We start from the raw sequence: 24327 nt of genomic DNA on the forward strand, positions 1-24327 counted from the left end.
ACTTTATTAACATTACCAGGTTCTAATAATTGTTTCGTAGACAATCTTTTTTTCCCTGTTGGTAAACCATGTGACGGTTACAGTTGCTGTCGTCAACCTGTCATAGGGCACCCCACTAACAACGCTGACCCTCCCCCTTGCGCGCACAAGACCTATATCAGGATCATTCAGCCTTGATTTCCACTGTTCACAATCTCCCTTTACGGGGTCCGCCAATGGACAATCAGCATCCGTATCAAGATCGTTATATGCATATGATTTGCCGCTAATTCTCATTCTTTCGACAATCTCTGCAGCCATGTTCGTTGCGACGGTCATATCTCTTGCGCCCTTGTTTCCCAAAATTGCTGTTGATTGCATGTTTAAAGCCGACATGAGTCCGACGGTAAGAAGAAGCATTGCCACAAGGACCTCAATTAACGTAAATCCGCGCTGCTTATACACACCTTTCATATTCTTCGACCACCTTTATTTTATGGGCAAGGGATAGCATTTAAGGGCTCTTTACTGCTTAAGTTAATGACCCTGACAATCCCCGTGCCAATTGAAGGTATATAAATTTTATATACCTTGCCTCCTAAAGAAACCTTCACCCCAAAATCAGCGGCAGTACCTCCCGCAGTGCCATTGGGATTAAACTGTGCATCCTTGAGCGGGCTCAAGGAATCGGTATAATTGCATATTTTTACACCTTTAAATTGAAGAGGAATATTAATAGTTTTATAAACCGTTGAATCTTTGATCATTACACGGTAACTTTTATCGTCCATAAAATCAACAACCCAGGGGCGCCCCCCCTTGATAGCGCTCAAACGGGCGTACTGCATATCGGAATAAAGCTGTCTTGCTGCTCCCCTGGTCTTGTAATTGTCATACATGTCTTTCCCCGAAAGCGCTGCAATGGAACTTAAAACACCAAGGATGGCAATCACCAGAATTAACTCAATCATAGTAAATCCGCTCTCATTATTTAAATAAGCTTTCATAATTATCACCTTCCACTGTCTTTTAAACATACAATTAACATGCCAACAACAAGTGCCAGCGTGGCGCAGGTTTATCAGTGCTTTTATACCGTTTCCACAGGCCCTGCATAGTAAAAATTACTACAAAACCTTCCGGAAGTAAAATTTTCATAGAAAACTTTTCATACTTTTTACAGGCTATCTCATTTACACTGCAATGGTATTGTTTTTCTGATGTAAAAGCAATACCGTTAAAATACTTGCCGCATTGCCGGTTTAAAAACTTCTGATCTTGCATTTATAAATCGTTTCAACTACTATTATCCCTATGATTCAGGACATCAGGTTACATGGGCAGATTGGTGACAGTATCGAATTTTATGCCACCATTGCCGGCAAAGATATTAACCACCGTTATTTCTTTGAAACGTCCAGTGAAGACGGCAAGGAATATGACAGGTTTTTTTCACCGGGCAATGAATTTATTATCGGTGATGATGGACTGACCTATAACAGTAACGGCGGCAGTTTTTGTGAATACATGTTCGGCGTTGAGCAACCCTTCAGAGACCTCGTAAAAAAAGATGTCCTTAACCGTCTCGCCATTTTCGGCACCTACTATGACGAAGAACAAGACAAACTGACATTCACAAAGCAAACAAGCGGTTTTGAAAAATATGAAACCATATTTTTCAACATGCATGCAGTTAGCAATTATTATTTCTTTCTCCATTTCGACATGCAGGGAACGCAGGAAGCAAAGCAGGAAAGACTCCTTAAAAAGATTGGAAAAGACCTTAAAAGAAACATCAATATCGGGAGCAGCAACGATACGGAAATCGCCAAAGACATACTTAAAGACATCGGTATTCCTGAAGCCGTTCTCTTCCTTTTCAAACTGATAAACCTTCCCAACAAAAAATTTTACGAAACATTCCGGAAAATATACACTGAAAAAAGGACCGTCACAGAAGAAGATAAGGAAAAACTTAAAAAACTGGCCGAAAAGTACGGAATTGACCAATATCAGCAGGAAAGAATAAAAATCGATGTTATGTACAAGGACCTGGCAAACAAGCGAATCATCGATGAATATAAGGATATCCTCATTGCAATGGAAAAGGATGTAGGCGGTGACGGCAAGGCGCTGGCTAATCCCAAGCTTACAAGACTGAGAACCCTTAGCGTGAGAAACGATATTCCAAGCAATCTTTTCGATACGCTGGACAGTATGATTCTTAAGGGCAAAAAGATCGTTGTCACCAATGAACCTGACTATATCATTGAAACGAGGGAAATACTGGAGGGCCTTTTTCTTCTCAACCAGGAGGACAACCAGCTTATTATTAATGACGATCTCATAAGGCTTCTAAAAGCCAAGCGAACGTCCGTCGAAAAAAGAGACCGGACTTTTGAAGGGATTCTCCTCGATACAGGCCGTATCTGCGATGAAAAAATGAAGGAAGAAAAGGATACGACGGCCTTTGAAAACTTCGGTTATATCGTTACCTTCTTTGACCGGTATGACGCAACGTTAGCTGTCATCAGCCAGCTGGCCTTTATGGAGAAAGTCAATATTAATGAAGATCAGGTTAGGAGTCTGCTGGGAAATAAAAAGGTTTTTGATGACCTGAAAGCAGACTTTTTCAAGGAACTTTTTTTTGACCCCATACTGGAGAACAACTACCTCACCTACTTTGGCAGAAAAAAGATCGAATATCTGCTTCACGGTCTTGAAGGTGTTGAAAAGGGAGAATCCACGCTCCATGAAATTGTTGATAATCTTTATCACACGAGCCGTGAAGAAGCGATGTACAACATGATTCAGGAAAATGTAAAAGGAAGGATAAAAACCTTCTACTCGGAACTAAATACGAAGGAAGAGCAGGAAATTCTAAAAAGAGAAATCGCCAAAGATCTGGCGATAAAAGAAAATTTCGAAGAAGAAATTCCCGACCATATCTTTAGTAATGTGATCATGAATATCAAGAAAGAGGCTGTTTACCTCCATAACCTTCTTCCCCAGATCATCAAGACAAAAGACGCGGCCCTGCGAGAGGATTTCCTTGTTAACAGCGGTCTCGACAGGTTCTATATTGAAGAACTGGAACGGGAATATTTCCAGGTTAATTCACTGGGAGAAGAAGAGCTGCAAAAGATCAGGAATATCGCGGCCTGAGTCCCCACTTATTCCCCTCCCAACAAATGCGGAAACACACCGGATCAAAGATTATAATCCTTTATTTTATAGATGAGGGCACGATGGCTTATTTCCAGCAATTTGGCTGCCTTTGTCCGGTTCCCTCCTGTTTCTTCAAGGGCCTTCCGGATCAATCTCTCCTCAAGATTTCTGCTGTTTTTCTTTATGGAAAGACCGTCATCAGCTAATGGAACAAGCTGACCGCCACCTCCCTCCTTAAGTTCTGCCGGAAGATCATTTTCCTTTATTTTATCACCTTCAGCCATAACAATGGCCCGCTCTATTGCATTTTCAAGTTCTCTGACATTTCCCGGCCAGGAATAGTTAATGGCAAGTTCAATGGCTTTGCGGTCTATACCGGTAATGTTAATGCCAAGCCTTTCCCTGTACTTGCTTATGAAATGGTCAATTAGCATGGGAATATCTTCACTCCGCTCCCTTAAGGGAGGAAGTTTAAGAGAAAAAACGTTTAGCCTGTAAAAAAGATCATCCCTGAAACGTCCCTCTTTAACCTCCTCAGCAAGGTTCTTTGTTGTGGCTGTAACAATTCTCACATCGACTTTAATAATTGCCGCGCTGCCGACCCTTGCTATTTCTCCCTCCTGCAACGCTCTAAGCAGCTTTACCTGCAAAACAAGAGGGAGTTCTCCAATCTCATCAAGAAAGAGGGTCCCTCCATCAGCTTCTTCAAAAAGCCCCTTCCTCGTTTTTACGGCGTCTGTAAAGGCCCCCTTTACATGACCAAAAAGTTCACTTTCAATCAGGTTTTCAGGAATAGCGCCGCAATTAACAGCAATAAAAGATTCATCCTTCCTGACGCTGTTATAATGAATTGCCCGCGCAACCAGTTCCTTGCCCGTACCGCTTTCACCGGTAAGCAGCACCGTCGATCTCACGTCAGCCACTTTTTTTATGGCATTAAAAACTTCCTGCATTTTAGGCCCCTTGCCTATAATACTGGAAAAGCTGTAACTCTTCTCAACAGCCTCTCTTAGCCGCATATTTTCGCGGGTAAGCTTCTCTCTCTCTTCCGCTTTCTTTAGTGTTAAAATAATTTCATCCTGCCTGAAAGGTTTTGAAATGTAATCGTAAGCGCCCTCCTTTATAGCCTCAACAGCAGTATCTATCGTCCCGTAAGCAGACATGATAATAACAGGCAAGTGATGCCCCTTCTTCTTTATCCCCTTAAAAAATGTAAGACCATCCATACCAGGCATCCTCACATCGCAAAGAACCATGTCATAGACATCCTCATCGAGCGCCTTCATCCCTTCATCACCATTGGCGCAGGCCTTGACATGGTAACCCTCTTTTGCAAGCATGGACGTAAGCACATGGCGCATAGCTTCTTCATCGTCTATAACGAGAATTCTTTTCTTATTTGACATATCACATCTCCTGTTGAAAATAATTTATGCAAGTTAACGCATACAAGTAAAATAAAAAAGGTCTACACCTCATTATTCTTCTTTTCACATGCGGGGAGCAAAAGTGAAAAGACTGTTCCACGGCCTGGCTCACTCTCTACCTCTATCTTGCCATCAAAGGTCTCAATTATGGTTTGGGAAATGGATAAGCCCAGCCCTGTTCCTTTTCCCGGATCTTTCGTCGTATAAAAGGGATCAAAGATTTTACCGAGTTCCTCCTTTTCCATGCCCATTCCTGTATCGGCAATGGATACCTTAATCCACTCTTTGCCGCCTTCCGGCTTGACTCTTTTCCTTATAGTAAATTCAGCGCTAAGATGGTCTTCCTTCCTTCTCGGAGGGAAGACCTCTTTATCTTCACTTAAATAAAAGGCTTCCGTTGAAACTGTTATTCTCCCGCCATTAGGCATGGCATCAACGGCGTTAAGAATGAGGTTAAGCAATATCTGCCTCACTTGATGTTCATCAGCCAAAATATGGGGCAACCCTTCAAGCAATTTAAGTTCAAGTTCCAGGCTTTCAAAACCTTTTTGATGAGAAACAAGTGAAAGCGCCTCATGGATAATACCGTTTACATTAACGTCTCTCATTTCAACCGATGATGGCCTTGAATAATCAAGGAGTTCCCTGATTGTAAGGTCAATTTTTTTAACCTCTTTTTCTACTCTTTCCACAAAATCCTTTTCCATCGCTTTATCATCAACACCACTGATAAGCATATTGGTATAACCGAGAATTGCGCCCAGAGGGTTACCTATCTCATGAGCGACACCGGCAGCAAGCCGGCCAACGGAAGCCAGCTTTTCAGACCTGATTAAATCGAGTCTTGTTTGCCTTAGTTCCCTGTTAGCCCTCTGGAGATAGCCCACATGATCCGACAAACTGTCGGCCATAATATTAAAAGCCGTCGATAATTGCCCCAGTTCGTTCTCCCCATAATCATCAACGCGCTCACTGAGATCTCCATTTGCTATATTCTCGGCAGCTTTGGCAAACTTGCTTAGCGGCAGAACAATCCTTCTTGTCAAAAGATAACTGCCGAAGAGAAGAAGAACAAGAAGATCAAAAGAAAGAAAAAAAAGAAGCAGCCATTTCGTTCTTAAAAGCGTATTGTTCAGTTCAGTCAAGGGAAAGACAACCTTTAGACCTCCCGATACTTTACCATTTACAATCATTGGACTATAAACAGATAATGATTCATAAATGGAAATAACCTTTAAAGCCCTTCCTTTCTTTAGGTAGGTATAATCCAAATTCTCGCTAATCGATTTTCTTAAATTATTATCAACACCAATGATATTATCATCTCTACTTACATAATCAGCAATTATAGAGAATCTGTCATTTGCAATAATAACTTCACTGGCGCCACTTTCCATGGCAAAAACATTGACCAGGTTTTGCAGATTAATAGTCTCCGAAGCAGAATGAAAAAGCGTTGCGCTTTCAACGATAGAACGAAATGAAGTGACAAGTGTTTTCCCATCTCTTTCTTTCATTCTAACCATATTATTCTCTGAAATATTAACTACCATAACACCAATAGTAATCATGGCAATTCCCATAATGGCGAGAATATTAATAACTATTTCAGTCCTGAGTTTTATATTATCACCTCTTTAAGGGTAGCAGACGGTTTTCCCTATTCTTGCAAGTACGTTTCTCGTTTCCACACAAACTCTATCATCAAGTCCGGCGAGGTGTATTGACAGAAAACGTAACTCTTTTATCGTGTCCACATCATACCAAAAGGGAAGTATATGCATATCAAGGCCGAGACTCTTTGCCTTATTAAAAGTATCTTCAAAGACAGTATCACCACCCCACTGAATACCATTAAAAATTTCAGGAACCTCCCCGGAAATAGCAATCAAATAGTACCCGCCATCAAGACTCGGGCCTAAAACCAGATCATGTTTTTCGAGAGACTCAAAGGCTTCCTCAACAATACTGCCTGAAAGTGTAGGAGAATCACTTCCTATGATGACAATTTTATCATAGCCCTGAGACTTCAAATGATGAAAAGCATTTTTCATCCTCTCTCCCAGGTTTTGACCTCTTTGCTCAAATCTGTTCAGGTGAAAACGTTTTTCAAGTGAAAGAAAAAAGGGATCTTCCGAGGTGGGGTGACATGCAAGAAAAGTATCGGCATCTTTAATGACCGACATTTCCATCAGGGTGTCGATAACAAAAGATTCATGCAGGGCTGCCGACTGGTGAGGAGACAAGTTTGTCGTGAGACGTGTTTTCACCTTGCCCGGTACAGGAGCCTTGGCAAAAAGAATAATTGAATGCATATTAACTCCATATCTACCCACTTTAAACATGTCGATTGTACCATATTTGCAAGCGGTTTCAAGGAGAATATGAAATTATTTCATACCGGTTTTACTCTTCCATTTCTTTTGAAGAGTAAAAAACTCAGGAGAGAAAAAAGTATCTTAACAGTGCTGTCTCATTAGACATAGAAAAGCGGATTAACAGTTTCGCTGTTAATCCGCTTTCTTATTAATTCAATATAGATAAGTTTTACAATTTACCATGAAAAATCAAATGTTGGCGAAGGAGTCGGTTCCGGTACAACTGGCTCCGGTTCGGATTGCTCTGCTACGTACTCCCGGCAACTGTTACCTTCCTTCACAAATACGTCCGGATCACCATGAGCCAAATGAGCTTTAATCGCATTGCCTGAAACCATAATAACTTTGCCGTCATGACACATCTCAGACTTGTCTGCTTTTTTGCCTCCAGCATAAATAGAACTTGACGTGAACATAACCATTGAAACAACCATAATAGCTAACAATCCTGCTTTCATCATTTTCATATCCTTCCCTCCCTTACTTTTTAGTTTTTTAAGAGTTTATATTTGTTCTTTTAGTACTTTTAAATAATTTTTATAAAAAAACGGGCCGCCAAAGTTTAAAAAACTCTGGCGGCCCGGCTGACATAAAACTTCTCTTTTCTTAGCCCCGTGGCTCTGCGTCCCAAGGTTTCCCGAGGTTTGCTCTGAGCAGAGTTGGTGATTAACTCAACATCTTTTCGTCTAAAGAAAAAGCAACAATCATACCATCAGCATATTTTAAAAAACAATAACGTGCAACTACCTGATATAAAAAAGAAAGCTTCAAAACAACATAAAAAGTATAATCACTATTAACTGGGAATCTAATGCTATTAGCTATGAAGAAACGTAAAAAGGTTATGAAATTTTTTCATAAATGATGACAGGAAGAGATAAAAAACAACTATAAGCAACTTGTGATGAAGAGGTAAAGAATATTTGACTGCAGCAGGTTAAAACATATAAAAGCGGTCCTGCCAACCTGGATTTTTCACCAGGTTTATCAGCAAAACAGTTCAGGGTAAGGTGCACAGCAGCGAGTTTATGAGAAATCCGGGCTAGGTCTTCAAACCTTCAAGATACTCTCCCCACTCGGAGGGGAGCATATGTTTCTTCTTGTTGTTACACTCTTTACAGCATGGAACGACATTGGACTTAACCGATTTTCCACCTCTTATAACCGGCACAATGTGATCCATGGTGAGTTCCGAAGGGTGAAAAGGTCTTCTGCAATAATAACAGAGACCTTTCCCCTTCCGGTTTTTCCACCACTGAGATTGCCTCAGCTCTCTTGCCTTACGCCGCTCATGAGCAATCTTTTCTTCACTTATGTCCGACAGAAAGTCCATTTGAAGAAAATTCCCCTAATATTTAAGCCTATTCCTTTTTAGTATCTCAGAAATTATTTTCTGCATTTTCCGGCAAAAAATAATTTCGTAAAGCTGCTTATACCCTGCAAAGGGGAGTTGAAAAGAACCCTTTTAATCCGCTTTGGGTATATTGAGGCTGATATTGAGTTCTGTCAGCTGTTCCGCCTGAACCGGCGAAGGCGCATCCGTCATCAGACAGGAAGCTTTCTGCGTTTTCGGAAAGGCAATGACATCTCTGATACTGTCACTGCCACTCATGATCATAGCAATCCTGTCGAGACCAAGAGCCAGTCCGCCATGGGGCGGTGCGCCATATTCGAGAGCATCGAGAAGAAAACCGAACTTGGCATTTGCTTCTTCATCTGAAATATTCAAAAGATTAAATATGCGACGCTGCAGGCTCTGGTCATGAATACGGATACTGCCTCCCCCCACTTCGCTTCCGTTAAGGACAAGGTCATAGGCTTTAGACCTTACCTTTGCCGGTTCGCTTTCAAGTAGCGCCACTTCTTCATCGAGAGGCGCTGTAAAGGGGTGATGAATAGCTACATGACGTTTTGTTTGACCGTCATACTCAAGGAGAGGAAAATCGACAACCCAGAGGAAACTGTAACTGTCATCCTTAACAAGCTCAAGTCTTTTTGCCAGTTCGTTCCTGAGCATGCCGAGACTCTCATTAACAATGCCTTTCTTATCACCGCCAAAGAGAAGCAGGTCACCTGTCTCGGCACCTGTCTTTTCTTTAATCTTTTCAAGTTCTTCATCTTTAAAGAACTTGACGATAGGAGACTGCCACCCCTCTTCGGTAATCTTTATCCAGGCCATCCCTTTTGCGCCGTAATTACCGACATAGGCCGTCAGCTCATCGAGATCCTTCCTTGAAAAGGTGGCTCCTCCCTTCACATTTATGGCCTTAACAATCCCCCCTTTTTTTACCGCATCGGCAAAGACTTTAAAGCCACAGCCGTCCATAACATCGGATAGATCAACATGTTCGAGTCCGAACCTGATATCGGGTTTATCGAGACCGTACCTGCTCTCGGCCTCTTCATAAGTCATGACGGGGAAATCGTCAGTCATATCTACCCCATGAACTTCTCTAAAAAGATGTTTCATAAGCCCTTCCGTAAGCGCCATCACATCTTCCCTGTCGACAAAGGACATTTCCATATCTATCTGGGTAAATTCAGGCTGGCGGTCAGCCCTTAAATCTTCATCCCTGAAACACTTGACAATCTGGTAATACCTGTCATAGCCGGAAACCATGAGTATTTGTTTAAAAAGCTGGGGCGACTGCGGCAGAGCATAAAAAGAGCCCCCATTGACACGGCTCGGCACAAGATAGTCCCTGGCGCCTTCAGGTGTGCTCTTGGTGAGCATAGGAGTCTCAATGTCGAGAAACCCGCTGCCATTAAGGTATTCCCTCGTTGCTGCCGTAATCTTGTGCCTTAATATAAGCCCCTTGGCCACAGAGGGTCTTCTAAGATCAAGAAACCTGTACTTGAGTCTCAGGTTTTCAGCAATATCGATATTATCTTCTATCATAAATGGAGGCGTTTTAGACTCATTGAGAATCTTGAGTTCTTCTACCATAACTTCTATCTCACCGGTAGCCAGGTTGGGATTAACGGTCCCCTCCAGCCTGGCCGCTACCTTGCCTCTTACTGCCAGCACATATTCATTTCTTAACTGGTGGGCCTTTTCATGCACTTCAACATTTACCTCGGGGCTGAAAACAACCTGGGTCAGGCCATTTCTGTCCCTTAAGTCAACAAAAATAACACCCCCATGGTCTCTTCTTCTCTGGATCCAACCGGTGAGCGTTACTTCTTCACCAATGTTTTTAGCGGTAAGTTCAGCGCAATGATTAGTGCGCCTTAGTTTTCCCATTCCTTCTGCCAATGTCTCTTCCTCCGGCTAATAGTTAAATAGTTTTCATCGGTCAAGGGTGCTTTTTCGCAATCTCTGCGTCAATCTTCAGATTTGCTTGTGCGACGTACAGCAGTATGAATCGGCGAAACCCTTGATTTCCTTGACCTTGCAAAAAAACCCTCTTTTCCAAATTGAAAACAAAATTTGATCCACCATAGTTGACCGATGGATACTAAAGAATAAATAATCAGCAGACATCAGCTGCTGTCATGTTAAAAAATGTGTCTTAATCAGAACGATATTGCCCGCATAACATCATTGTAGGACACAATAAGCATAAGCGTAATGAGTATGGCAAATCCAACCTGCTGGGCTATCTCCCTCGCTTTGGTGCTTACAGGTTTCCTGAGAGCCAGTTCGGCCAGCAGAAAAAATACGTGCCCCCCGTCGAGTACGGGAATAGGAAGTAAATTGAGCACACCGAGCTGAAGACTGATAAATGCCATAAGATAAATAAGTTCTGAAAGTCCAGACTCTGCAGCAGCGCCTGTTGCCTGGGCTATCATGATGGGCCCGCCAAGACTTTTAATGGACAGGTTAAAGGTAAAAAGTTTTTTAAGAATATCCAGGGTTAGCGATGTCAACTCTACGGCCTTATTCATCCCCTCTTTGATTGCGCCGGAAAAACCATATTTAACCATCCGCATCTGTTCACTGCGGCTAATACCGATTATCGCTCTCTTGCTCGCTTCATCGATAACAGGCTTTAACTTCAGCTCCAGACTTTTGCCGTCTCTAGCGAGGGAAATTATGGCCTCTTTTTCACCAAGCTCCTGGATAATGTTGGACATTTCAATCCAGTGCCTTACCTGCCTTCCGTTAATTGCAGTAATAAGGTCCCCTTTAACAAAGCCGGCTTTTTCCGCCGGAAGGCCCGGACTTATTTCAGCGGCCCTCGCCTCCATAGGATGAAGAATACCGGCATATCCGGCCCCATTGTTCTTCTGCGTGTGAGGCACAAGGTCCACCCGGCGGGGCAAACCGTTTCGCACAATATCAACAGAAAGCTTGTTTCCGGGACTCGATGTTATTATTGTGATCGCTTTTTCCCAGGTGGCAACCTCTTCACCATCGATCTTTCTTATAATATCACCGGGCTCTATCCCTGCATCCATAGCCGGTGAATCATCCATAACCCAGCCTATTTGCACCTCTTCCTTCAAATAGGCGGGAATATTGACACCCATCATAAACACTAGAGGAAGCAAGAGGAAGGTAAGTATCAGGTTCATAAGGGGACCCGCGATAATAATGGCCATTCGCTGACCCACCGGTTTTGAAGCAAATTCGCGCGGATCATTTTCAAGCGCCTCTCCCGGCTCTTCTCCCTTCATCTTCACGTAACCACCCAGTGGAAATGCAGATACCATGTATTCCGTTTCTCCCCGGGTAAAGGCAAAAAGCTTTGGCCCGAAACCAATGGAAAATTTTTCCACCTTCACATCAAGCTTCTTGGCAACAAGAAAGTGCCCCAGCTCATGGACAAGGATAAGAAGACCAAGAACGAGAATGAAGGAAATAATTGTTGTCATCATCAGGAATTAAACCTCTCTTTTCATTTGATCGATAGCAGCTTTAGCCTCTTTTCGGCCCCAGAGATCCGCTTTCAGCACATCGTCAATATTCTCTGGTTCAGTGACTTTATGATTTGAAAGCACCCTTTCAATAATCTGTGGAATATGCAGAAAGCCTATTTTCTCTTCAAGAAAGGCTTCGACGGCAATCTCGTTTGACGAACTGGCAACAGCCGGCGCCGTACCTCCCATTTCAAGGGCCCTGTAACAGAGTTTGAGGGCCGGGAATCTCTCCGTATCAGGTTCTTCAAATGTAAGCCCCCCCTTGACACCCAGGTCGAGAGACCTTACTCCCGTATGGAGCCTCTCGGGCCATGACAGAGCATAGGCAATGGGACCCTTCATATCAGGCATGCCAAGCTGGGCAACGACAGAACCATCGACATATTCCACCATGGAGTGAATAATACTCTCGGGATGAATGATGACATCTATCATCTCTGAAGAAACATCAAAAAGCCATTTTGCCTCTATTACCTCAAGCCCCTTATTCATGAGTGTCGCCGAATCGATAGTAATTTTACTTCCCATAGACCAGGTAGGATGATTAAGTGCATCGCCGGCAGTAACGCTTTCAAGCTCTGCCCTGCTTTTTTTCCTGAAAGGTCCCCCAGAGGCAGTAAGAATGAGTCGCTTCACATCTTCCTTTCGCTGACCCGAAAGAGACTGGAAAATCGCACTATGTTCGCTGTCTACAGGAAAAACCTTACACCCCTTTTTTTCAGCTTCCTTCATAAAAATGCTTCCGGCAGCAACAAGGGTCTCCTTATTGGCAAGGGCAATGTCCTTACCGGCTTTAACAGCAGCATAGGTCGGCACAAGCCCTGCCGAACCGACAATGGCGGAAAGAACCATATCCACATCATCTCTTGTGGCTATTTCAATGAGGCCTTCTGTTCCCCATACAATTTTCGTCCCTTTGAGAGAGGAATCTTTAGAAAGTTCTCTTGCCTTCTCTTCATCCATGATGCAGGCAATTTTGGGACGATGGAAAAAAATCTGTTTTTTAAGCTCTGAGGCATTTCCCCATGCCGTCATACCCGTCACTTCAAAACGATCCCTGTAGCGGTCAAGAACATCGAGAGCGCTTATCCCGATTGAACCGGTTGAACCGAGTATGGCAATTCTTTTTCCGGACACCCTTTCTTAACCCTCCAGACCGTATCTCATGACGGCAAAATAATAAAGGACAGGCGCTGAAAACATGATACTGTCAAGCCTGTCGAGAAAGCCCCCGTGACCGGGAATTAACCCTCCCGAATCCTTAATATTGCTTGACCTCTTCATCATGGATTCCGTCAGATCTCCCAGGGGTCCCACAATACCAATAATGGCTGCCATAAGAATACAGTCAAAAAAAGCGACATGAGGAAAGAAAAACACTTTGAAGAAGAGACCACCTGTAATGCCACCAAAAAAGCCGCCAATCCATCCTTCCACACTTTTTTTAGGACTTATCTCAGGGTAGAGTCTCTTTTTTCCCAGATGGACACCGGAAAAATAGGCCGCCGTGTCACCTCCCCAGGTAATAAAGAAGAGGAACAGTATCCAGAGGTGGCCGTAATGGAGACCTCTTAAAAGAACCAGATAAGAGAGGAGAAAAACAACATAAAGAACAGAAAGACATAAAAAAGCGGTTTCATTAATGACACCGCTTAACTCTTTGCCCCTTAAAAGCCTGATTAGAAAAAGGAGAATCACTCCTCCGGCGATAATCCCCGACATTTGGGAAAAGTCACCCATATAAGCAGCAATCAGGATGAAGGTTCCCCACAAAAAACCGAAAAGCTTTAACTCTTTCGTCAGCAGGGTAATATTAAATGAATAAAATTCGTAGAGGGCCAGACAGGCGGCAACAAAAACCAGTACAAAAAAATAAAAAGGTGTTCCTTTTGCCAGAATATAAATAAAAAGCGGGAGAAACAGGGCTGCCGAAATGAGTCTTTTTCCTAGCGCGCTCAATTTGGCTTTACCTCTGGTGTCACCTGGTCGCTCGTCTTGCCGAATCTTCTCTCTCTTGACTGATAATCCTTAATAGCGAGAAGAAGGTCCGCTTCACCAAAGTCAGGCCACAGCGTATCGGAAAAATAGAGTTCCGTATAGGCGCTTTGCCACAAGAGAAAGTTGCTCAACCTCATTTCACCACTCGTTCTAATGAGAAGATCAGGATCGGGGATACCTGCCGTCAGGAGATTTTCCGTGAACAGATTTTCCGTAATATGCTGAGGAGCGAGGTCTCCAGTCTTCACCTTTTCTGCCAGTAACCGGCAAGAATACAGTATCTCATCCCTTCCACCATAACTGAGCGCAAGATTTAGAACCATTCCCTTATTGCCGGACGTCTTTGCTATTGTATCCTGAAGTACACCCCTCTCCTTGTCGGGAATATCTTCGATTTTTCCCACCGTAACAAGCCTGATACCGTTATCCATCATCATGGGCAATTCAGACTTTAAATATTTGCCGAGCAGCGTCATCAGGGCCTTGATCTCTTCAGGCGGTCTTTTCCAGTTTTCCGTCGAAAAAGCATACAGCGTAAGGTATTTGACGCCTATCTCACGGGCAGCAGTGACAACTTCCTTTACGGCATCCATCCCCTTTCTGTGACCGTTAATGCGGTTAAGGAGACGCTTTCGCGCCCATCTGCCGTTACCATCCATTATAATGGCTATGTGCCGGGGAATATTATCTTTCTCAAGTTCTGTCATGTTATAAGCATTTACAGTGCAATAGCTATCTGGCAAAAAAGCGCCGTTTTGGAGGCAGGATTCTACAGGGATTAGAACCAATGAAAAAACAGGGGTGAGATCTAGATCTCCATTATATCGGTTTCCTTATTTTTTATAATGGAGTCTACATTCTTTATATATTCATCGGTGATTTTCTGAACCTCATCCTGGGCACGCTTGAGTTCATCTTCAGAGATCTCTTTTTCCTTCTCAAGACTTTTGAGAAGGTCATTGGCATCCCTTCTGGCATTTCTGACAGAAATTCTCGAGTCTTCAGCAAATTTTTTTGCCAGTTTTACCATATCCCGCCTTGTTTCTTCAGTAAGGGGCGGAATGGAAAGTCTGATCAGCTTTCCGTCATTATTTGGATTAAGACCGAGGTCAGAGGTGAGGATAGCCTTTTCTATAGCCTCTATGGCAGTGGCATCCCAGGGTTGAATAGTAACAAGCCTGCTCTCAGGCACCGATACAGTCGCCATCTGATTGACAGGCGTCATGGTACCGTAATAATCAACCACAATACTGTCAAGAAGGGCTGTTGATGCCCTGCCCGTTCTGACCTTTGCAAGTTCCCTGCGCAATGAATCAATGGCTTTGTTCATTGCTTTTTTCATATCATCAATTGTGTCTTCGATCATGATATCCCCCTGACAACACTTCCTACTTTTTCACCCATGGCCACCTTGACAATATTCCCCCTTTTAGTCAGGTTGAATATGATAATGGGCAGGTTATTATCCATACATAAAGAGATGGCCGTTGAATCCATCACCTTGAGATTTTTTTTCAGCACATCGATATAGGTTAGTTCATCGAACTTTACCGCATTATCAACCTTCATCGGATCGGCATCATAAACGCCATCCACCTTGGTTGCCTTAAGAATAACATTGGCGTTCACCTCCATTGCTCTCAGTGCAGCCGCCGTATCGGTCGTAAAGTAGGGGTTTCCCGTACCGGCAGCAAAAATTACAACTCTGCCTTTTTCCAGATGCCTGGTCGCCCTTCGCCTTATATAAGGTTCTGCAACCTGCTGCATCTCGATAGCTGACTGAACCCTCGTATAAACATCCTTATTTTCAAGAGCATCCTGAAGCGCCAGAGCATTGATAACAGTGGCCAACATGCCCATGTAGTCCGCCGAAGCCCTGTCCATTCCTTTTGAACTTGCCGCCACACCACGGAAGATATTCCCTCCGCCGATAACAATGGCAACTTCGACACCAAGATCTCTCACTTCCTTAACTTCATCGGCAATAGCACCGATAATTTCGGGGCTGATGCCGTATTCACCATCGCCGACAAGGGCTTCTCCACTCAATTTCAGGAGTATTCTTTTATATTGAGGGGCACATCCCATAGAGATCATCCACCCAACTGGGCAGCAACCTCCTCGGCAAGATTAGATTCTTTCTTCTCCATTCCTTCACCGACGTGAAACCTGGAGAATCTCCTAATCGAAATATTTTCGCCAATCTTTGAAATAGACTCTTTTAAAAGATGCTCGACAGTGATATCAGGATTTTTTACAAAAGCCTGCTCCATTAGGCTGATTTCTGCACAAAACTTATCGACCCTGCCTGCAACGATTTTTTCAACAATATTTTCAGGCTTTCCACTTTCAAGGGCCTGGGCCTTGAAAATCTCTTTTTCTTTTTCAATAAGTTCGGCAGAAATTTCATCTCTTGAAACATAAAGCGGATTAGCCGCTGCAATATGCATGGCTACATCTTTAACGAGCGTCTGAAAGTCCTCATTTCTTGCAACAAAATCAGTTTCGCAGTTTACCTCCACGAGAACACCGATCTTCCCACCGCCATGGATGTAGGAGCCGATAAGACCTTCCGTTGCTGCCCGGCCTGCTTTTTTTGAAGCGGCGGCAAGCCCTTTTTGCCTCAGGTAATCAACCGCTTTTTCGAGATCACCCCCGGTTTCACCAAGCGCCTTCTTGCAGTCCATTATACCTGCCCCTGTTTTTTCTCTTAAATCTCTAACCTGTGCTGCACTAATTTCCATCAAAAAGCCTCCAATCAATTACTCTACAGACTCAGCTGCCGCAATTTCTTCTTTAGTCTCTGTTTCTTTAGCCCTCCGGGGAGCCGACTCTTCAGCAGCTTCCGGCGCTTCCGCCACTTCTTCTGCCGCCTCACCTGAATCGTCTGATTCACTCATGAGCTTCTCCTGGTAAGTGTTGGCGCCGTCAATACAGGCATCGGCAACTTTCTGGCAGAAAAGTTTGATGGCCCTGATGGCATCATCATTACCGGGAATAATATGGTCGATCACATCGGGATCACAGTTAGAATCAACAATGGCCGCAATAGGAATACCGAGTTTCCTTGCTTCCGTGACGGCAATGGATTCTTTCTTGGGATCAACAACGAACAGAAGCCCGGGAAGACCATTCATGTCCTTGATTCCACCGATAGTCTTTTCAAGCTTTTCTCTCTCTTTTTCCAGTTTAAGCGTTTCCTTCTTGGTAAGAAGATCATAAGTGCCGTCTTCCTTCATACGCTCAAGTTCCTTAAGCCTTTCAATACTGCCCTTGACAGTACTAAAGTTTGTCAGCATTCCACCGAGCCATCGGTTGTTAACGTAAAACATGCCGGCCCTTTCTGCCTCTTCCTTAACAGAATCCATAGCCTGCCTTTTGGTACCGACAAAAAGCACCTGCTTCCCGCCGGCAACTTCGTCCCGAATGATTTCCATGGTATTGTTAAACATTTTTACCGTCTGCTGGAGATCGATAATATATATGCCATTTCTTGCACAGAATATATAGGGCTTCATTTTCGGGTTCCACCTGTTTGTCTGGTGCCCGAAATGAACCCCCGTCTCCAAAAGTTCTTTCATTGTAACTGGTGTCATCTTTTTCTCCTTTTTTTGGTTTTTCCGCCGCCATGCGTCAAAGCATTTCGACCGGCCTTTACGCTGTGTTTAAAGGACCCCGGTCAAAACTGGCAAGGCGTGTGAGATTATTTACAAGCTTGTGAAGATAACATGAAGCCATTGAATTTGCAAGATTTTTTTATCAGCCAAAACGCTATCAATCCACTCCCTGCCAATTATTTGCCACTTAAAACACGTCAAACAAAAAAAATGCCTTCCCTCCCCCTTGACAAGCTATTTTACAATAATTATTTTTTATCATTATCACTGCAACAAAGAGAAAGGTGGAGGTATCTATGAATCAAACAGAGTATCCATGTATAGAAGTAACGGGTCTTACCAAAAACTTCGGCCCCATCAAAGCCGTCGACAACATCTCCTTTAAGGTAAGCAAAGGGGAGGTCTTTGGCTTTCTCGGCCCCAATGGTGCCGGAAAATCAACAACCATGAAAATGATCACGTCCTTTATAACACCTACATCAGGCTCCGTATCTATCCTCGGCACAAACATATCGGAAGCGCCGATGGCAGCAAAAAAGAAGGTAGGTTATCTTCCCGAAAGCGCTGCTCTCTACCCGGATATGAAGGTTCTCGACTTTCTCAACTTTATTAGAGATATAAGGCAGCTTGAGGGCAAGGCGCCAGTGGAAAGAGTGGTAAAATTATGCGCGCTCCAATCCGTCCTCGATCAGCGGATTGAAACCCTCTCAAAAGGCTTTAAAAGAAGAGTGGCCCTGGCCCAGGCAATTATCCATGACCCTGAAGTGCTCATTATGGACGAACCCACAGACGGCCTTGATCCCAATCAGAAAGCGGGTGTTAGAAAACTGATAAAAGAGATGGCAAAGGACAAGATCATCATTCTCTCCACCCACATCCTTGAGGAAGTAGAGGCCCTTTGCACAAGAGCGGTTGTCATTTCGGAAGGGAAGATAAGATTTGACGGAACCCCTGATGAGTTCAGGATGCAATCAAAAAAGCACAATGCGGTAACAATCAAACTGCATAGCAAAGCCGAAGATGACCACCTTACAAAGCTGCTATCTTTTCCAGGAGTGGAAGAGACTGAAAAAACAGATGAAAAAACAATCACCGTTTATCCCAGGGCAAAACAAAACATATCTCATGAAGTGATACTCTTTGCCAACGAAAATGGCTGGGATATTGATGAAGTTTCACTCAGCCAGGGCGATATGAACGAAGTATTCAGAACAATTACGGAAGGAGGAAGAGCATGACAAAAGGATTCATAACCATATTAAAAAGAGAACTGGCAAGCTATTTTGCAACACCCGTAGCCTATGTTTTCATTATTATATTCCTCGTTATGGCGGGGTTTCTCACTTTCAATATCGGCAACTTCTTTGAAACTCACCAGGCAGATTTAAGACCCTTTTTCAGTTGGCACCCCTGGCTATATCTCTTTTTCGTGCCTGCCGTGGCAATGAGATTATGGACGGAAGAACGAAGGTCCGGCACCATTGAGCTGCTGCTCACCATGCCTGTCTCCATGATCGATGCCGTAGCCGGAAAGTTTGTTGCTGCCTGGATCATTGTGGCCATATCTCTCTTCCTCACCTTTCCCATGATATTCACCGTTACCTATCTGGGCGAACCGGACATGGGCGTCATCATCACCGGTTATATGGGAAGCCTTTTAATGGCAGGCGCCTATCTTGCCATAGGAAGCTGCTTTTCAGCGCTTGTAAAAAGCCAGGTAGTGAGTTTCATCATTAGCGTCGTCACCATTTTTCTTCTCATGGTTGCAGGCATGGCCTCTCTCTGGATGCCCTCTTTTATTCCCTCACTGGCATCAGATGCGCTGGGAACCTTAAGTCTTCTCAATCATTTCGATTCAATCCAGAGAGGTGTTATCGATTTGAGAGATCTTATTTATTACACCACAATCATCATTTTTTCCTTAGTCATTTCTTCTCTTATCATCGAAGAGAAGAAAGCTATATAGGAGGCCCTTATGAATAAAAACAACAAGACTGCTGTTTCAATAGCTTTAATTATCGTCATACTTGTACTCCTTAATCTAGTCAGTTCGGCGCTGTTCAGGCATTTTCGCATTGACCTCACGGAAGAGAAGCTTTACACCCTTTCAAAAGGCACACAAAACATCCTGAGCAAGCTCGAAGATGATCTGAAATTTAAATTTTATCTCACTAAAGAAGCAACGGAGAGCATACCGGGAATCAAGGCCTATTCAACAAGAGTAAAAGAGATTCTGGAAGAGTACAAAAAACTATCGGGCGGTAAAACAACGCTCTTAACTCTTAATCCAAAACCTGACACGGAAGAGGAGGAACTTGCCCAAAAGTATGGTCTCCAGAAGGTTCCCCTTCAAAAGGGAGAATCCCTCTACATGGGCCTTGTCATTGCTGATGAATCGGGCAACTCGGAGGTCATTCCTTTCTTTAATCCCGACAGGGAGAAGTTTCTCGAATATGATATCTCGAAGGCAATTGTCAATATCACAAATCCTGAAAGAAAAAATATCGGCATTTTGAGCTTCCTCCCCGTAACAGGCGACAAGCAGCAGAGCCCCTCTCCTTTCGGCAGGCAAAATCAGGGCGGTAATGCCTGGGCCATTATGGCGCAATTAGAGCAGCTTTACAAAGTGAGGGACATTCCTCTGGAGACGGAAAAAATCAATGATGACATTGACGTTCTGCTCCTCATTCATCCGAAAAATATCCCGGCTAAAACAAAAATGGCCATAGACCAGTACCTGCTAAAGGGAGGGAAAGTTGCCGCCTTTATCGATCCGAGCTGCGAATCGGACAGCCCGCCTCCCAATCCGAAAAACCCCTATGAGGCGGCCTTTTACGACAGATCTTCAAACCTGGGTGAACTTCTGGCGGCCTGGGGGCTCTCCATGAGTTCTGATGAACTGGCAGCCGACATGAACATTGCCGCCAATGTACGTAACGCCAACTACCAGGTCGTCCCCTACCCCGTTTATCTCAACATAGGAGAGGAACAGTTAAAGAGCGATGAAATATTAAGTGGCGGCGTTGACAATATAGTGCTGGCTACGGCGGGAATATTAAGGGCGGAGGGTAATAAGGACGGTATAGAAATAAGCCCTATTATTAAAACGACGAAAGAAGCAAACTTTATTAAAAAAGAACCTTTTATGAATCCCGACTCTGTTCAAAAAAATTTCAGGGCCGGTTCATCTGAACTGGTTCTCGCCTACAGGGTAAGCGGAAAGTTCAAAACAGCCTTCCCTCAAGGCATCGATAATAACGGCACGACAATAATGCCTGATGTGAAAGAGTCGAAAGAGGCCTCGACAGTGGTTGTTTTTTCCGATGTCGATTTTATTACAGACAGGTTAAGCGCCAATGTTTCCACCTTTTTCGGACGGCGAGTGATAAACCTGATCAATGACAACCTTAATCTCGCCTTTAATACGATAGAAACCCTTGCAGGGTCGCAGGATCTCATCAGCATCCGTTCGAGAGGGAAATTCAACAGACCTTTTACCAAAGTAGCCGATATGCAGAGAGAAGCCCAGGAAAAGTGGCGATCCAAGGAGGCTGAACTTCAGACCAAGGTGGAGGAACTGGAAAGAAAGCTCTCTGAACTTCAGAGCCGAAGGGGCGACAAATTTAAAGGACAGGTACTCACTGCCGAGCAACTCCAGGAAATAGAAAACTTTAAGGCAGAAAGGCTTGATTACCAGAAACAGCTCCGCCAGGTCAGAAAAAACTTACGAGAAGACGTTGAAAACCTTCAAAGAAACCTGAAGATTGCAAATATCTGGCTTATGCCGCTACTTGTCGCTATTTCGGCATTTATTCTTCATATTACAAGATCCAAAAGGAGGAGAAGTCTATGAAAAAGAACCTGCCCATTCTTGTATTTTCGACAGCAATACTGTTCGCCATAGCCCTTTTTATGCAGTCCCCCTCAAGCCATAAGGACCTCTCCGGTTCGAAACTGCTAAAAGACGCCAAGCTTGATCAGGTAAAAAAAATTATTATTGAAAAAGGGGACGAAAAAACAACGCTCTTAAGAAGTGATGATGGATACAGCGTCGAGGAGAAAGAAGGATACGGGGCTGATACAGGCAAAGCAGATGCGCTCCTTGTGGAACTGCTAAACATGAAAGGAACGGAATGGATAACCTCTAAAAAGGAAAAACATGGAAACTTTGGACTTTCAGATGACAATAAAGAGGCTATTATTGTTACCCTCATTTCCAGCGGTGATGATAAACCGGGAGGGATCATCATCGGGAATGCCCCTAAAAACAGGGGAGATAACCAGAGAAGCTATGCGCTTAACAGCTCACGCTATGTAAGGGCTAAAGGAAAAGCGGACATTTTCCTTGTTTCAAAGGTAACACCTCTACAGGCCAAACCGGCTGAATGGCTTGCAAAAGAACTTCTCCAGGTTAAAGGGGAGGAAATTGACAGCATCAAACTAAAGCATGACAGCAAGGGAGGTTCCTTTGAGTTGAGAAGCAGGGGGAGTAAGGAATTTGAACCCGGGGATTTTACCGTTCCCAAGGGGAAGAAACTCAAAACATACGTAATTAACGGCATAAGCAATGCCTTAAGTAATTTACGCCTTACAGACAGCATGAGAAAAGAAAATGAAAGGGTAAAAGATCTCAGCTTTGACAATGCCTATGTGGCAGTGCTGAAAGATGGAAGAAAATATGAGGTTCTTTCGGCGCAAAAAGCAATGGGGGGCCAAAGCAAACATTTCATAAAAATATCAGCTTCTTTTACGGGCGCCGGCAAGGAAGAGGAAAACACGGCAACGACACCCAATCCCCATAAAATTGCCATTGAAGACAATGAAAGACTTTCTAACTGGATTTTTGAGGTAACCGGTATCAGTAACTTTACCTATAAAAAAAGTGATCTTTTTGAGGATGAATAAGGGGCAGCCCCTTATTCATCCTCTTCTATCGATACATTCACTCTGCTTGCGCAGGATTTGCAATAAAAAAACGCTTTAATAGCCGGCATAACCCATCTCTTTCTTTCGCATACGGGGCATTTCAAGGTATATACTTTCTCCCTCATATTGATAAGCATCATAAGGGCAAGGGCATCGATGGCATAAGTCGATATAATAATGGGAATGCCGACAAGGGCGCCGATTATGGTCAGTGTCAGAAGAATTCCGATCAGATAAGAAGCCAGCGACAGTACCAGGAGGACAAGCGCAAAAATGGCCCTCATAATACTGAAAGGGAGCAATGTCTTTCCCCCCTTAACTTCTACCGTATACTCTTCTTCCATATAAAGAATAAGCCTTCTTTAGTATTCACCTGGAGCAGACAGGGGAAAAGGTTCAAATTTCAATGAAGGAATTCAGGAAAAACCTTTTTATTTGACTGTATCCAATCATCTATAGTATAAAGATTTCGTTACAAATACTTTCCGAGGAGTTACATATGACGGATTACGTAAAAACCTATTCATGCCCTGAATGCGGCAAGGAAGCAAGTGGCAGAGGCCACCTTTGCCATCCAAACAGGGAAGACATCCCTTACACCTGTGAATTTTGTAATAAAAACACTAACAATCCAAGACATATCTGCACTCCCATGATTGAAAACCTGGAATACGCTTGCAAGAAATGTGGCAGAGTAGCTGTCTATAGTTCTCTTCTCTGTGAACCTGAAATGATCAGCATTGACTAGTCTTAACCCTGCACTATTTCAGGTCAATAATACCACCCGTTAAAATGGGGGAATACTTATACAGACCAAGCGCATGGCATGAGAATGTATTAATTTAAAAAGCCTCCCGGGGAGGCTTTTTAAATTAAACCCGTCGATGGTCTATTTAACAAGGGATGTGACAGGCAGATTGATTAGTTTATAACTTAGAGATTTGCCACAACGGGCAAAGACACTCTGAAGGTGGTTCCCTTCCCTTCCCGGCTCTTAACGGAAATACTGCCTTTATGCAATTCTACAATCTTTTTTACGAGGGCCAGTCCAAGTCCAATCCCTTCATACCCACTCGTTGCAGTGCAATCCCGTTGAAAAAAAGGCTCAAAGATCCGGGATATTCTCAGAGAATCGATACCCACCCCCGTATCCTTGATAATTATATCGATAAATCCATTACCCTTACTCTCTGTTAACATCGCAATATGTCCATCTTTCGAGGTAAATTTAATGGCATTTTTCAGTATATGATTAAGCATGAGGATTAGCATCCCCCTTACACCCCAAACAGGATCGAGCTTTGCTTCACATGAAACCTTAAATGACAATCCATTGCTCTCTGCATCTTCCCTGATATAGTATGCCACATATTCTATTATGGAGTTAATCTCTATTTCTTCATAGTTTTCATTGCCCACTTCATCCTGAAGCGCCACCATATGAAGCAGGGAATCAATATTAAATGCCAGTTGCCTGGAACATTTATGAATATCTACCATGATCTCCCGTTGCGACGGTGACAGATCTCCAAGATCATTATTCAGGAAGAGTTCCACATAACCGACAACAGGAGTAAGTGGCGTTCTAAGCTCATGAGAAATACTCTGGATAAACTCATTTTTCATCCGGTCGAGACTTTTAAGCTCATCATTAGCCTCGGTAAGCTCCCTCGTTTTCTGTTCGAGTTCGGCTTTCATTAGTGATAAATCACTTTCTGCCTTTACCAGGGCCTTTTTGTACTTATCAGTTTCATTTTTATCGTTTATTCCGGACTTGATCATAACCGCACTTGCAACACAGGAACTGCCCTCTATTTACTTAAAAAATAAATCCTTAACCTAATCCTAGATTATAGTTAATTGAGGATTCTCTTGTCCAGATCAAAGAGACATTATTCTTTTCGGCGCCCGGTAAAATAAAACCTGCCGGGAACCGCCAAATAACAAACATGGCATCACATGCATGCTATA

At 43.5% G+C, this 24327-nt stretch carries 24 protein-coding genes and 1 riboswitch; of the genes, 6 read left to right on the plus strand and 18 right to left on the minus strand.

Going from position 1 to position 24327, the window contains the following annotated elements:
* Positions 1–12: 12 nt before the first annotated feature.
* Positions 13–453, minus strand: a complete 441-nt coding sequence (gene pilV / locus OEV42_11055; GenBank protein MDH3974806.1) for a type IV pilus modification protein PilV — start codon at positions 451–453, stop codon at positions 13–15.
* 20 nt (positions 454–473) lie between these two features.
* Positions 474–986: a GspH/FimT family pseudopilin gene (locus OEV42_11060; GenBank protein MDH3974807.1), complete on the minus strand. Its 513-nt coding sequence runs from the start codon at positions 984–986 to the stop codon at positions 474–476.
* Positions 987–1293: 307 nt separating this feature from the next.
* Here OEV42_11060 and OEV42_11065 point away from each other — a divergent pair, with 307 nt between their 5' ends.
* Entirely contained in the window at positions 1294–3144 is a 1851-nt protein-coding gene (locus OEV42_11065) for a TIGR04442 family protein (GenBank protein ID MDH3974808.1), read from the plus strand.
* Between the two features lie 44 nt (positions 3145–3188).
* Here OEV42_11065 and OEV42_11070 read toward each other — a convergent pair whose 3' ends face one another.
* The 14 genes from OEV42_11070 to rpsB form a co-directional block, all read right to left on the minus strand.
* Entirely contained in the window at positions 3189–4553 is a 1365-nt protein-coding gene (locus OEV42_11070; protein ID MDH3974809.1) for a sigma-54 dependent transcriptional regulator, read from the minus strand.
* 62 nt (positions 4554–4615) lie between these two features.
* Positions 4616–6157, minus strand: coding sequence for an ATP-binding protein (locus OEV42_11075; GenBank protein MDH3974810.1), 1542 nt, complete (start codon positions 6155–6157; stop codon positions 4616–4618).
* A gap of 54 nt (positions 6158–6211) precedes the next feature.
* Positions 6212–6889, minus strand: a complete 678-nt coding sequence (locus OEV42_11080; protein ID MDH3974811.1) for a TIGR04282 family arsenosugar biosynthesis glycosyltransferase — start codon at positions 6887–6889, stop codon at positions 6212–6214.
* A gap of 239 nt (positions 6890–7128) precedes the next feature.
* Positions 7129–7419, minus strand: a complete 291-nt coding sequence (locus OEV42_11085; GenBank protein ID MDH3974812.1) for a hypothetical protein — start codon at positions 7417–7419, stop codon at positions 7129–7131.
* 104 nt (positions 7420–7523) lie between these two features.
* Positions 7524–7611, minus strand: a riboswitch (cyclic di-GMP riboswitch).
* Positions 7612–7994: 383 nt separating this feature from the next.
* Entirely contained in the window at positions 7995–8285 is a 291-nt protein-coding gene (locus OEV42_11090; protein MDH3974813.1) for an HNH endonuclease, read from the minus strand.
* Positions 8286–8417: 132 nt separating this feature from the next.
* Positions 8418–10196, minus strand: a complete 1779-nt coding sequence (gene aspS, locus OEV42_11095; protein MDH3974814.1) for an aspartate--tRNA ligase — start codon at positions 10194–10196, stop codon at positions 8418–8420.
* Between the two features lie 272 nt (positions 10197–10468).
* Complete coding sequence (rseP, locus tag OEV42_11100; GenBank protein MDH3974815.1) at positions 10469–11773, minus strand: RIP metalloprotease RseP; 1305 nt, start codon at positions 11771–11773, stop codon at positions 10469–10471.
* A 6-nt stretch (positions 11774–11779) separates the two neighbouring features.
* Positions 11780–12952, minus strand: a complete 1173-nt coding sequence (locus tag OEV42_11105) for a 1-deoxy-D-xylulose-5-phosphate reductoisomerase (GenBank protein ID MDH3974816.1) — start codon at positions 12950–12952, stop codon at positions 11780–11782.
* 6 nt (positions 12953–12958) lie between these two features.
* A complete protein-coding gene (locus OEV42_11110) occupies positions 12959–13774 on the minus strand; it encodes a phosphatidate cytidylyltransferase (protein MDH3974817.1) in 816 nt (271 codons plus the stop codon).
* Positions 13771–14520: an isoprenyl transferase gene (locus OEV42_11115; protein MDH3974818.1), complete on the minus strand. Its 750-nt coding sequence runs from the start codon at positions 14518–14520 to the stop codon at positions 13771–13773. The genes OEV42_11110 and OEV42_11115 overlap by 4 nt, the downstream gene beginning before the upstream one ends.
* A 101-nt stretch (positions 14521–14621) precedes the next feature.
* The gene (gene frr, locus OEV42_11120) at positions 14622–15179 is read right to left on the minus strand and encodes a ribosome recycling factor (protein ID MDH3974819.1); all 558 of its coding nucleotides are present in this window, start codon (positions 15177–15179) and stop codon (positions 14622–14624) included.
* Positions 15176–15901, minus strand: a complete 726-nt coding sequence (gene pyrH, locus OEV42_11125; GenBank protein ID MDH3974820.1) for a UMP kinase — start codon at positions 15899–15901, stop codon at positions 15176–15178. Before pyrH ends, frr begins: the two co-directional genes overlap by 4 nt.
* A 5-nt stretch (positions 15902–15906) precedes the next feature.
* On the minus strand, positions 15907–16557 hold the full coding sequence (tsf, locus tag OEV42_11130; protein MDH3974821.1) for a translation elongation factor Ts: 651 nt from the start codon (positions 16555–16557) through the stop codon (positions 15907–15909).
* 18 nt (positions 16558–16575) lie between these two features.
* Positions 16576–17409 carry a 30S ribosomal protein S2 gene (gene rpsB / locus OEV42_11135; GenBank protein MDH3974822.1) on the minus strand — a complete coding sequence of 278 codons (834 nt, stop codon included), beginning with the start codon at positions 17407–17409 and terminating at the stop codon, positions 16576–16578.
* 317 nt (positions 17410–17726) lie between these two features.
* On the opposite strand from rpsB, the gene OEV42_11140 reads away from it, so the two are divergent.
* Genes OEV42_11140 through OEV42_11155 form a run of 4 tightly spaced genes read left to right on the plus strand, consistent with a single transcriptional unit; the run spans position 17727 to position 22335 of the window.
* On the plus strand, positions 17727–18668 hold the full coding sequence (locus OEV42_11140) for an ABC transporter ATP-binding protein (GenBank protein ID MDH3974823.1): 942 nt from the start codon (positions 17727–17729) through the stop codon (positions 18666–18668).
* Positions 18665–19396: an ABC transporter permease subunit gene (locus OEV42_11145; protein ID MDH3974824.1), complete on the plus strand. Its 732-nt coding sequence runs from the start codon at positions 18665–18667 to the stop codon at positions 19394–19396. The genes OEV42_11140 and OEV42_11145 overlap by 4 nt, the downstream gene beginning before the upstream one ends.
* Before the next feature lie 9 nt (positions 19397–19405).
* Entirely contained in the window at positions 19406–21283 is a 1878-nt protein-coding gene (locus tag OEV42_11150; GenBank protein ID MDH3974825.1) for a Gldg family protein, read from the plus strand.
* Positions 21280–22335 (plus strand): DUF4340 domain-containing protein, encoded by a 1056-nt coding sequence (locus OEV42_11155; protein MDH3974826.1) that lies wholly within the window; start codon positions 21280–21282, stop codon positions 22333–22335. Before OEV42_11150 ends, OEV42_11155 begins: the two co-directional genes overlap by 4 nt.
* Before the next feature lie 11 nt (positions 22336–22346).
* Here the strand turns inward: OEV42_11155 and OEV42_11160 are convergent, their stop codons facing one another.
* Positions 22347–22700 carry a hypothetical protein gene (locus tag OEV42_11160; GenBank protein MDH3974827.1) on the minus strand — a complete coding sequence of 118 codons (354 nt, stop codon included), beginning with the start codon at positions 22698–22700 and terminating at the stop codon, positions 22347–22349.
* Positions 22701–22855: 155 nt separating this feature from the next.
* Here OEV42_11160 and OEV42_11165 point away from each other — a divergent pair, with 155 nt between their 5' ends.
* Positions 22856–23104 carry a hypothetical protein gene (locus tag OEV42_11165; GenBank protein MDH3974828.1) on the plus strand — a complete coding sequence of 83 codons (249 nt, stop codon included), beginning with the start codon at positions 22856–22858 and terminating at the stop codon, positions 23102–23104.
* A gap of 185 nt (positions 23105–23289) precedes the next feature.
* On the opposite strand, the gene OEV42_11170 is transcribed toward OEV42_11165, so the two are convergent.
* On the minus strand, positions 23290–24138 hold the full coding sequence (locus OEV42_11170; GenBank protein ID MDH3974829.1) for a HAMP domain-containing histidine kinase: 849 nt from the start codon (positions 24136–24138) through the stop codon (positions 23290–23292).
* Positions 24139–24327: the final 189 nt, after the last annotated feature.

This window comes from Deltaproteobacteria bacterium, assembly GCA_029860075.1.
GTDB lineage: Bacteria > Desulfobacterota > JADFVX01 > JADFVX01 > JADFVX01 > JAOUBX01.

Excerpts from the sequence above, each read along its gene's own strand:
- pilV (MDH3974806.1), bottom strand. The coding sequence starts at position 453 with ATGAAAGGTGTGTATAAGCAGCGCGGATTTACGTTAATTGAGGTCCTT.
- OEV42_11060 (MDH3974807.1), bottom strand. The coding sequence starts at position 986 with ATGAAAGCTTATTTAAATAATGAGAGCGGATTTACTATGATTGAGTTA.
- OEV42_11065 (MDH3974808.1), top strand. The coding sequence starts at position 1,294 with ATGATTCAGGACATCAGGTTACATGGGCAGATTGGTGACAGTATCGAA.
- OEV42_11070 (MDH3974809.1), bottom strand. The coding sequence starts at position 4,553 with ATGTCAAATAAGAAAAGAATTCTCGTTATAGACGATGAAGAAGCTATG.
- OEV42_11075 (MDH3974810.1), bottom strand. The coding sequence starts at position 6,157 with ATGGGAATTGCCATGATTACTATTGGTGTTATGGTAGTTAATATTTCA.
- OEV42_11080 (MDH3974811.1), bottom strand. The coding sequence starts at position 6,889 with ATGCATTCAATTATTCTTTTTGCCAAGGCTCCTGTACCGGGCAAGGTG.
- OEV42_11085 (MDH3974812.1), bottom strand. The coding sequence starts at position 7,419 with ATGAAAATGATGAAAGCAGGATTGTTAGCTATTATGGTTGTTTCAATG.
- OEV42_11090 (MDH3974813.1), bottom strand. The coding sequence starts at position 8,285 with ATGGACTTTCTGTCGGACATAAGTGAAGAAAAGATTGCTCATGAGCGG.
- aspS (MDH3974814.1), bottom strand. The coding sequence starts at position 10,196 with ATGGGAAAACTAAGGCGCACTAATCATTGCGCTGAACTTACCGCTAAA.
- rseP (MDH3974815.1), bottom strand. The coding sequence starts at position 11,773 with ATGATGACAACAATTATTTCCTTCATTCTCGTTCTTGGTCTTCTTATC.
- OEV42_11115 (MDH3974818.1), bottom strand. The coding sequence starts at position 14,520 with ATGACAGAACTTGAGAAAGATAATATTCCCCGGCACATAGCCATTATA.
- frr (MDH3974819.1), bottom strand. The coding sequence starts at position 15,179 with ATGATCGAAGACACAATTGATGATATGAAAAAAGCAATGAACAAAGCC.
- pyrH (MDH3974820.1), bottom strand. The coding sequence starts at position 15,901 with ATGGGATGTGCCCCTCAATATAAAAGAATACTCCTGAAATTGAGTGGA.
- tsf (MDH3974821.1), bottom strand. The coding sequence starts at position 16,557 with ATGGAAATTAGTGCAGCACAGGTTAGAGATTTAAGAGAAAAAACAGGG.
- rpsB (MDH3974822.1), bottom strand. The coding sequence starts at position 17,409 with ATGACACCAGTTACAATGAAAGAACTTTTGGAGACGGGGGTTCATTTC.
- OEV42_11140 (MDH3974823.1), top strand. The coding sequence starts at position 17,727 with ATGAATCAAACAGAGTATCCATGTATAGAAGTAACGGGTCTTACCAAA.
- OEV42_11145 (MDH3974824.1), top strand. The coding sequence starts at position 18,665 with ATGACAAAAGGATTCATAACCATATTAAAAAGAGAACTGGCAAGCTAT.
- OEV42_11150 (MDH3974825.1), top strand. The coding sequence starts at position 19,406 with ATGAATAAAAACAACAAGACTGCTGTTTCAATAGCTTTAATTATCGTC.
- OEV42_11155 (MDH3974826.1), top strand. The coding sequence starts at position 21,280 with ATGAAAAAGAACCTGCCCATTCTTGTATTTTCGACAGCAATACTGTTC.
- OEV42_11160 (MDH3974827.1), bottom strand. The coding sequence starts at position 22,700 with ATGGAAGAAGAGTATACGGTAGAAGTTAAGGGGGGAAAGACATTGCTC.
- OEV42_11165 (MDH3974828.1), top strand. The coding sequence starts at position 22,856 with ATGACGGATTACGTAAAAACCTATTCATGCCCTGAATGCGGCAAGGAA.
- OEV42_11170 (MDH3974829.1), bottom strand. The coding sequence starts at position 24,138 with ATGATCAAGTCCGGAATAAACGATAAAAATGAAACTGATAAGTACAAA.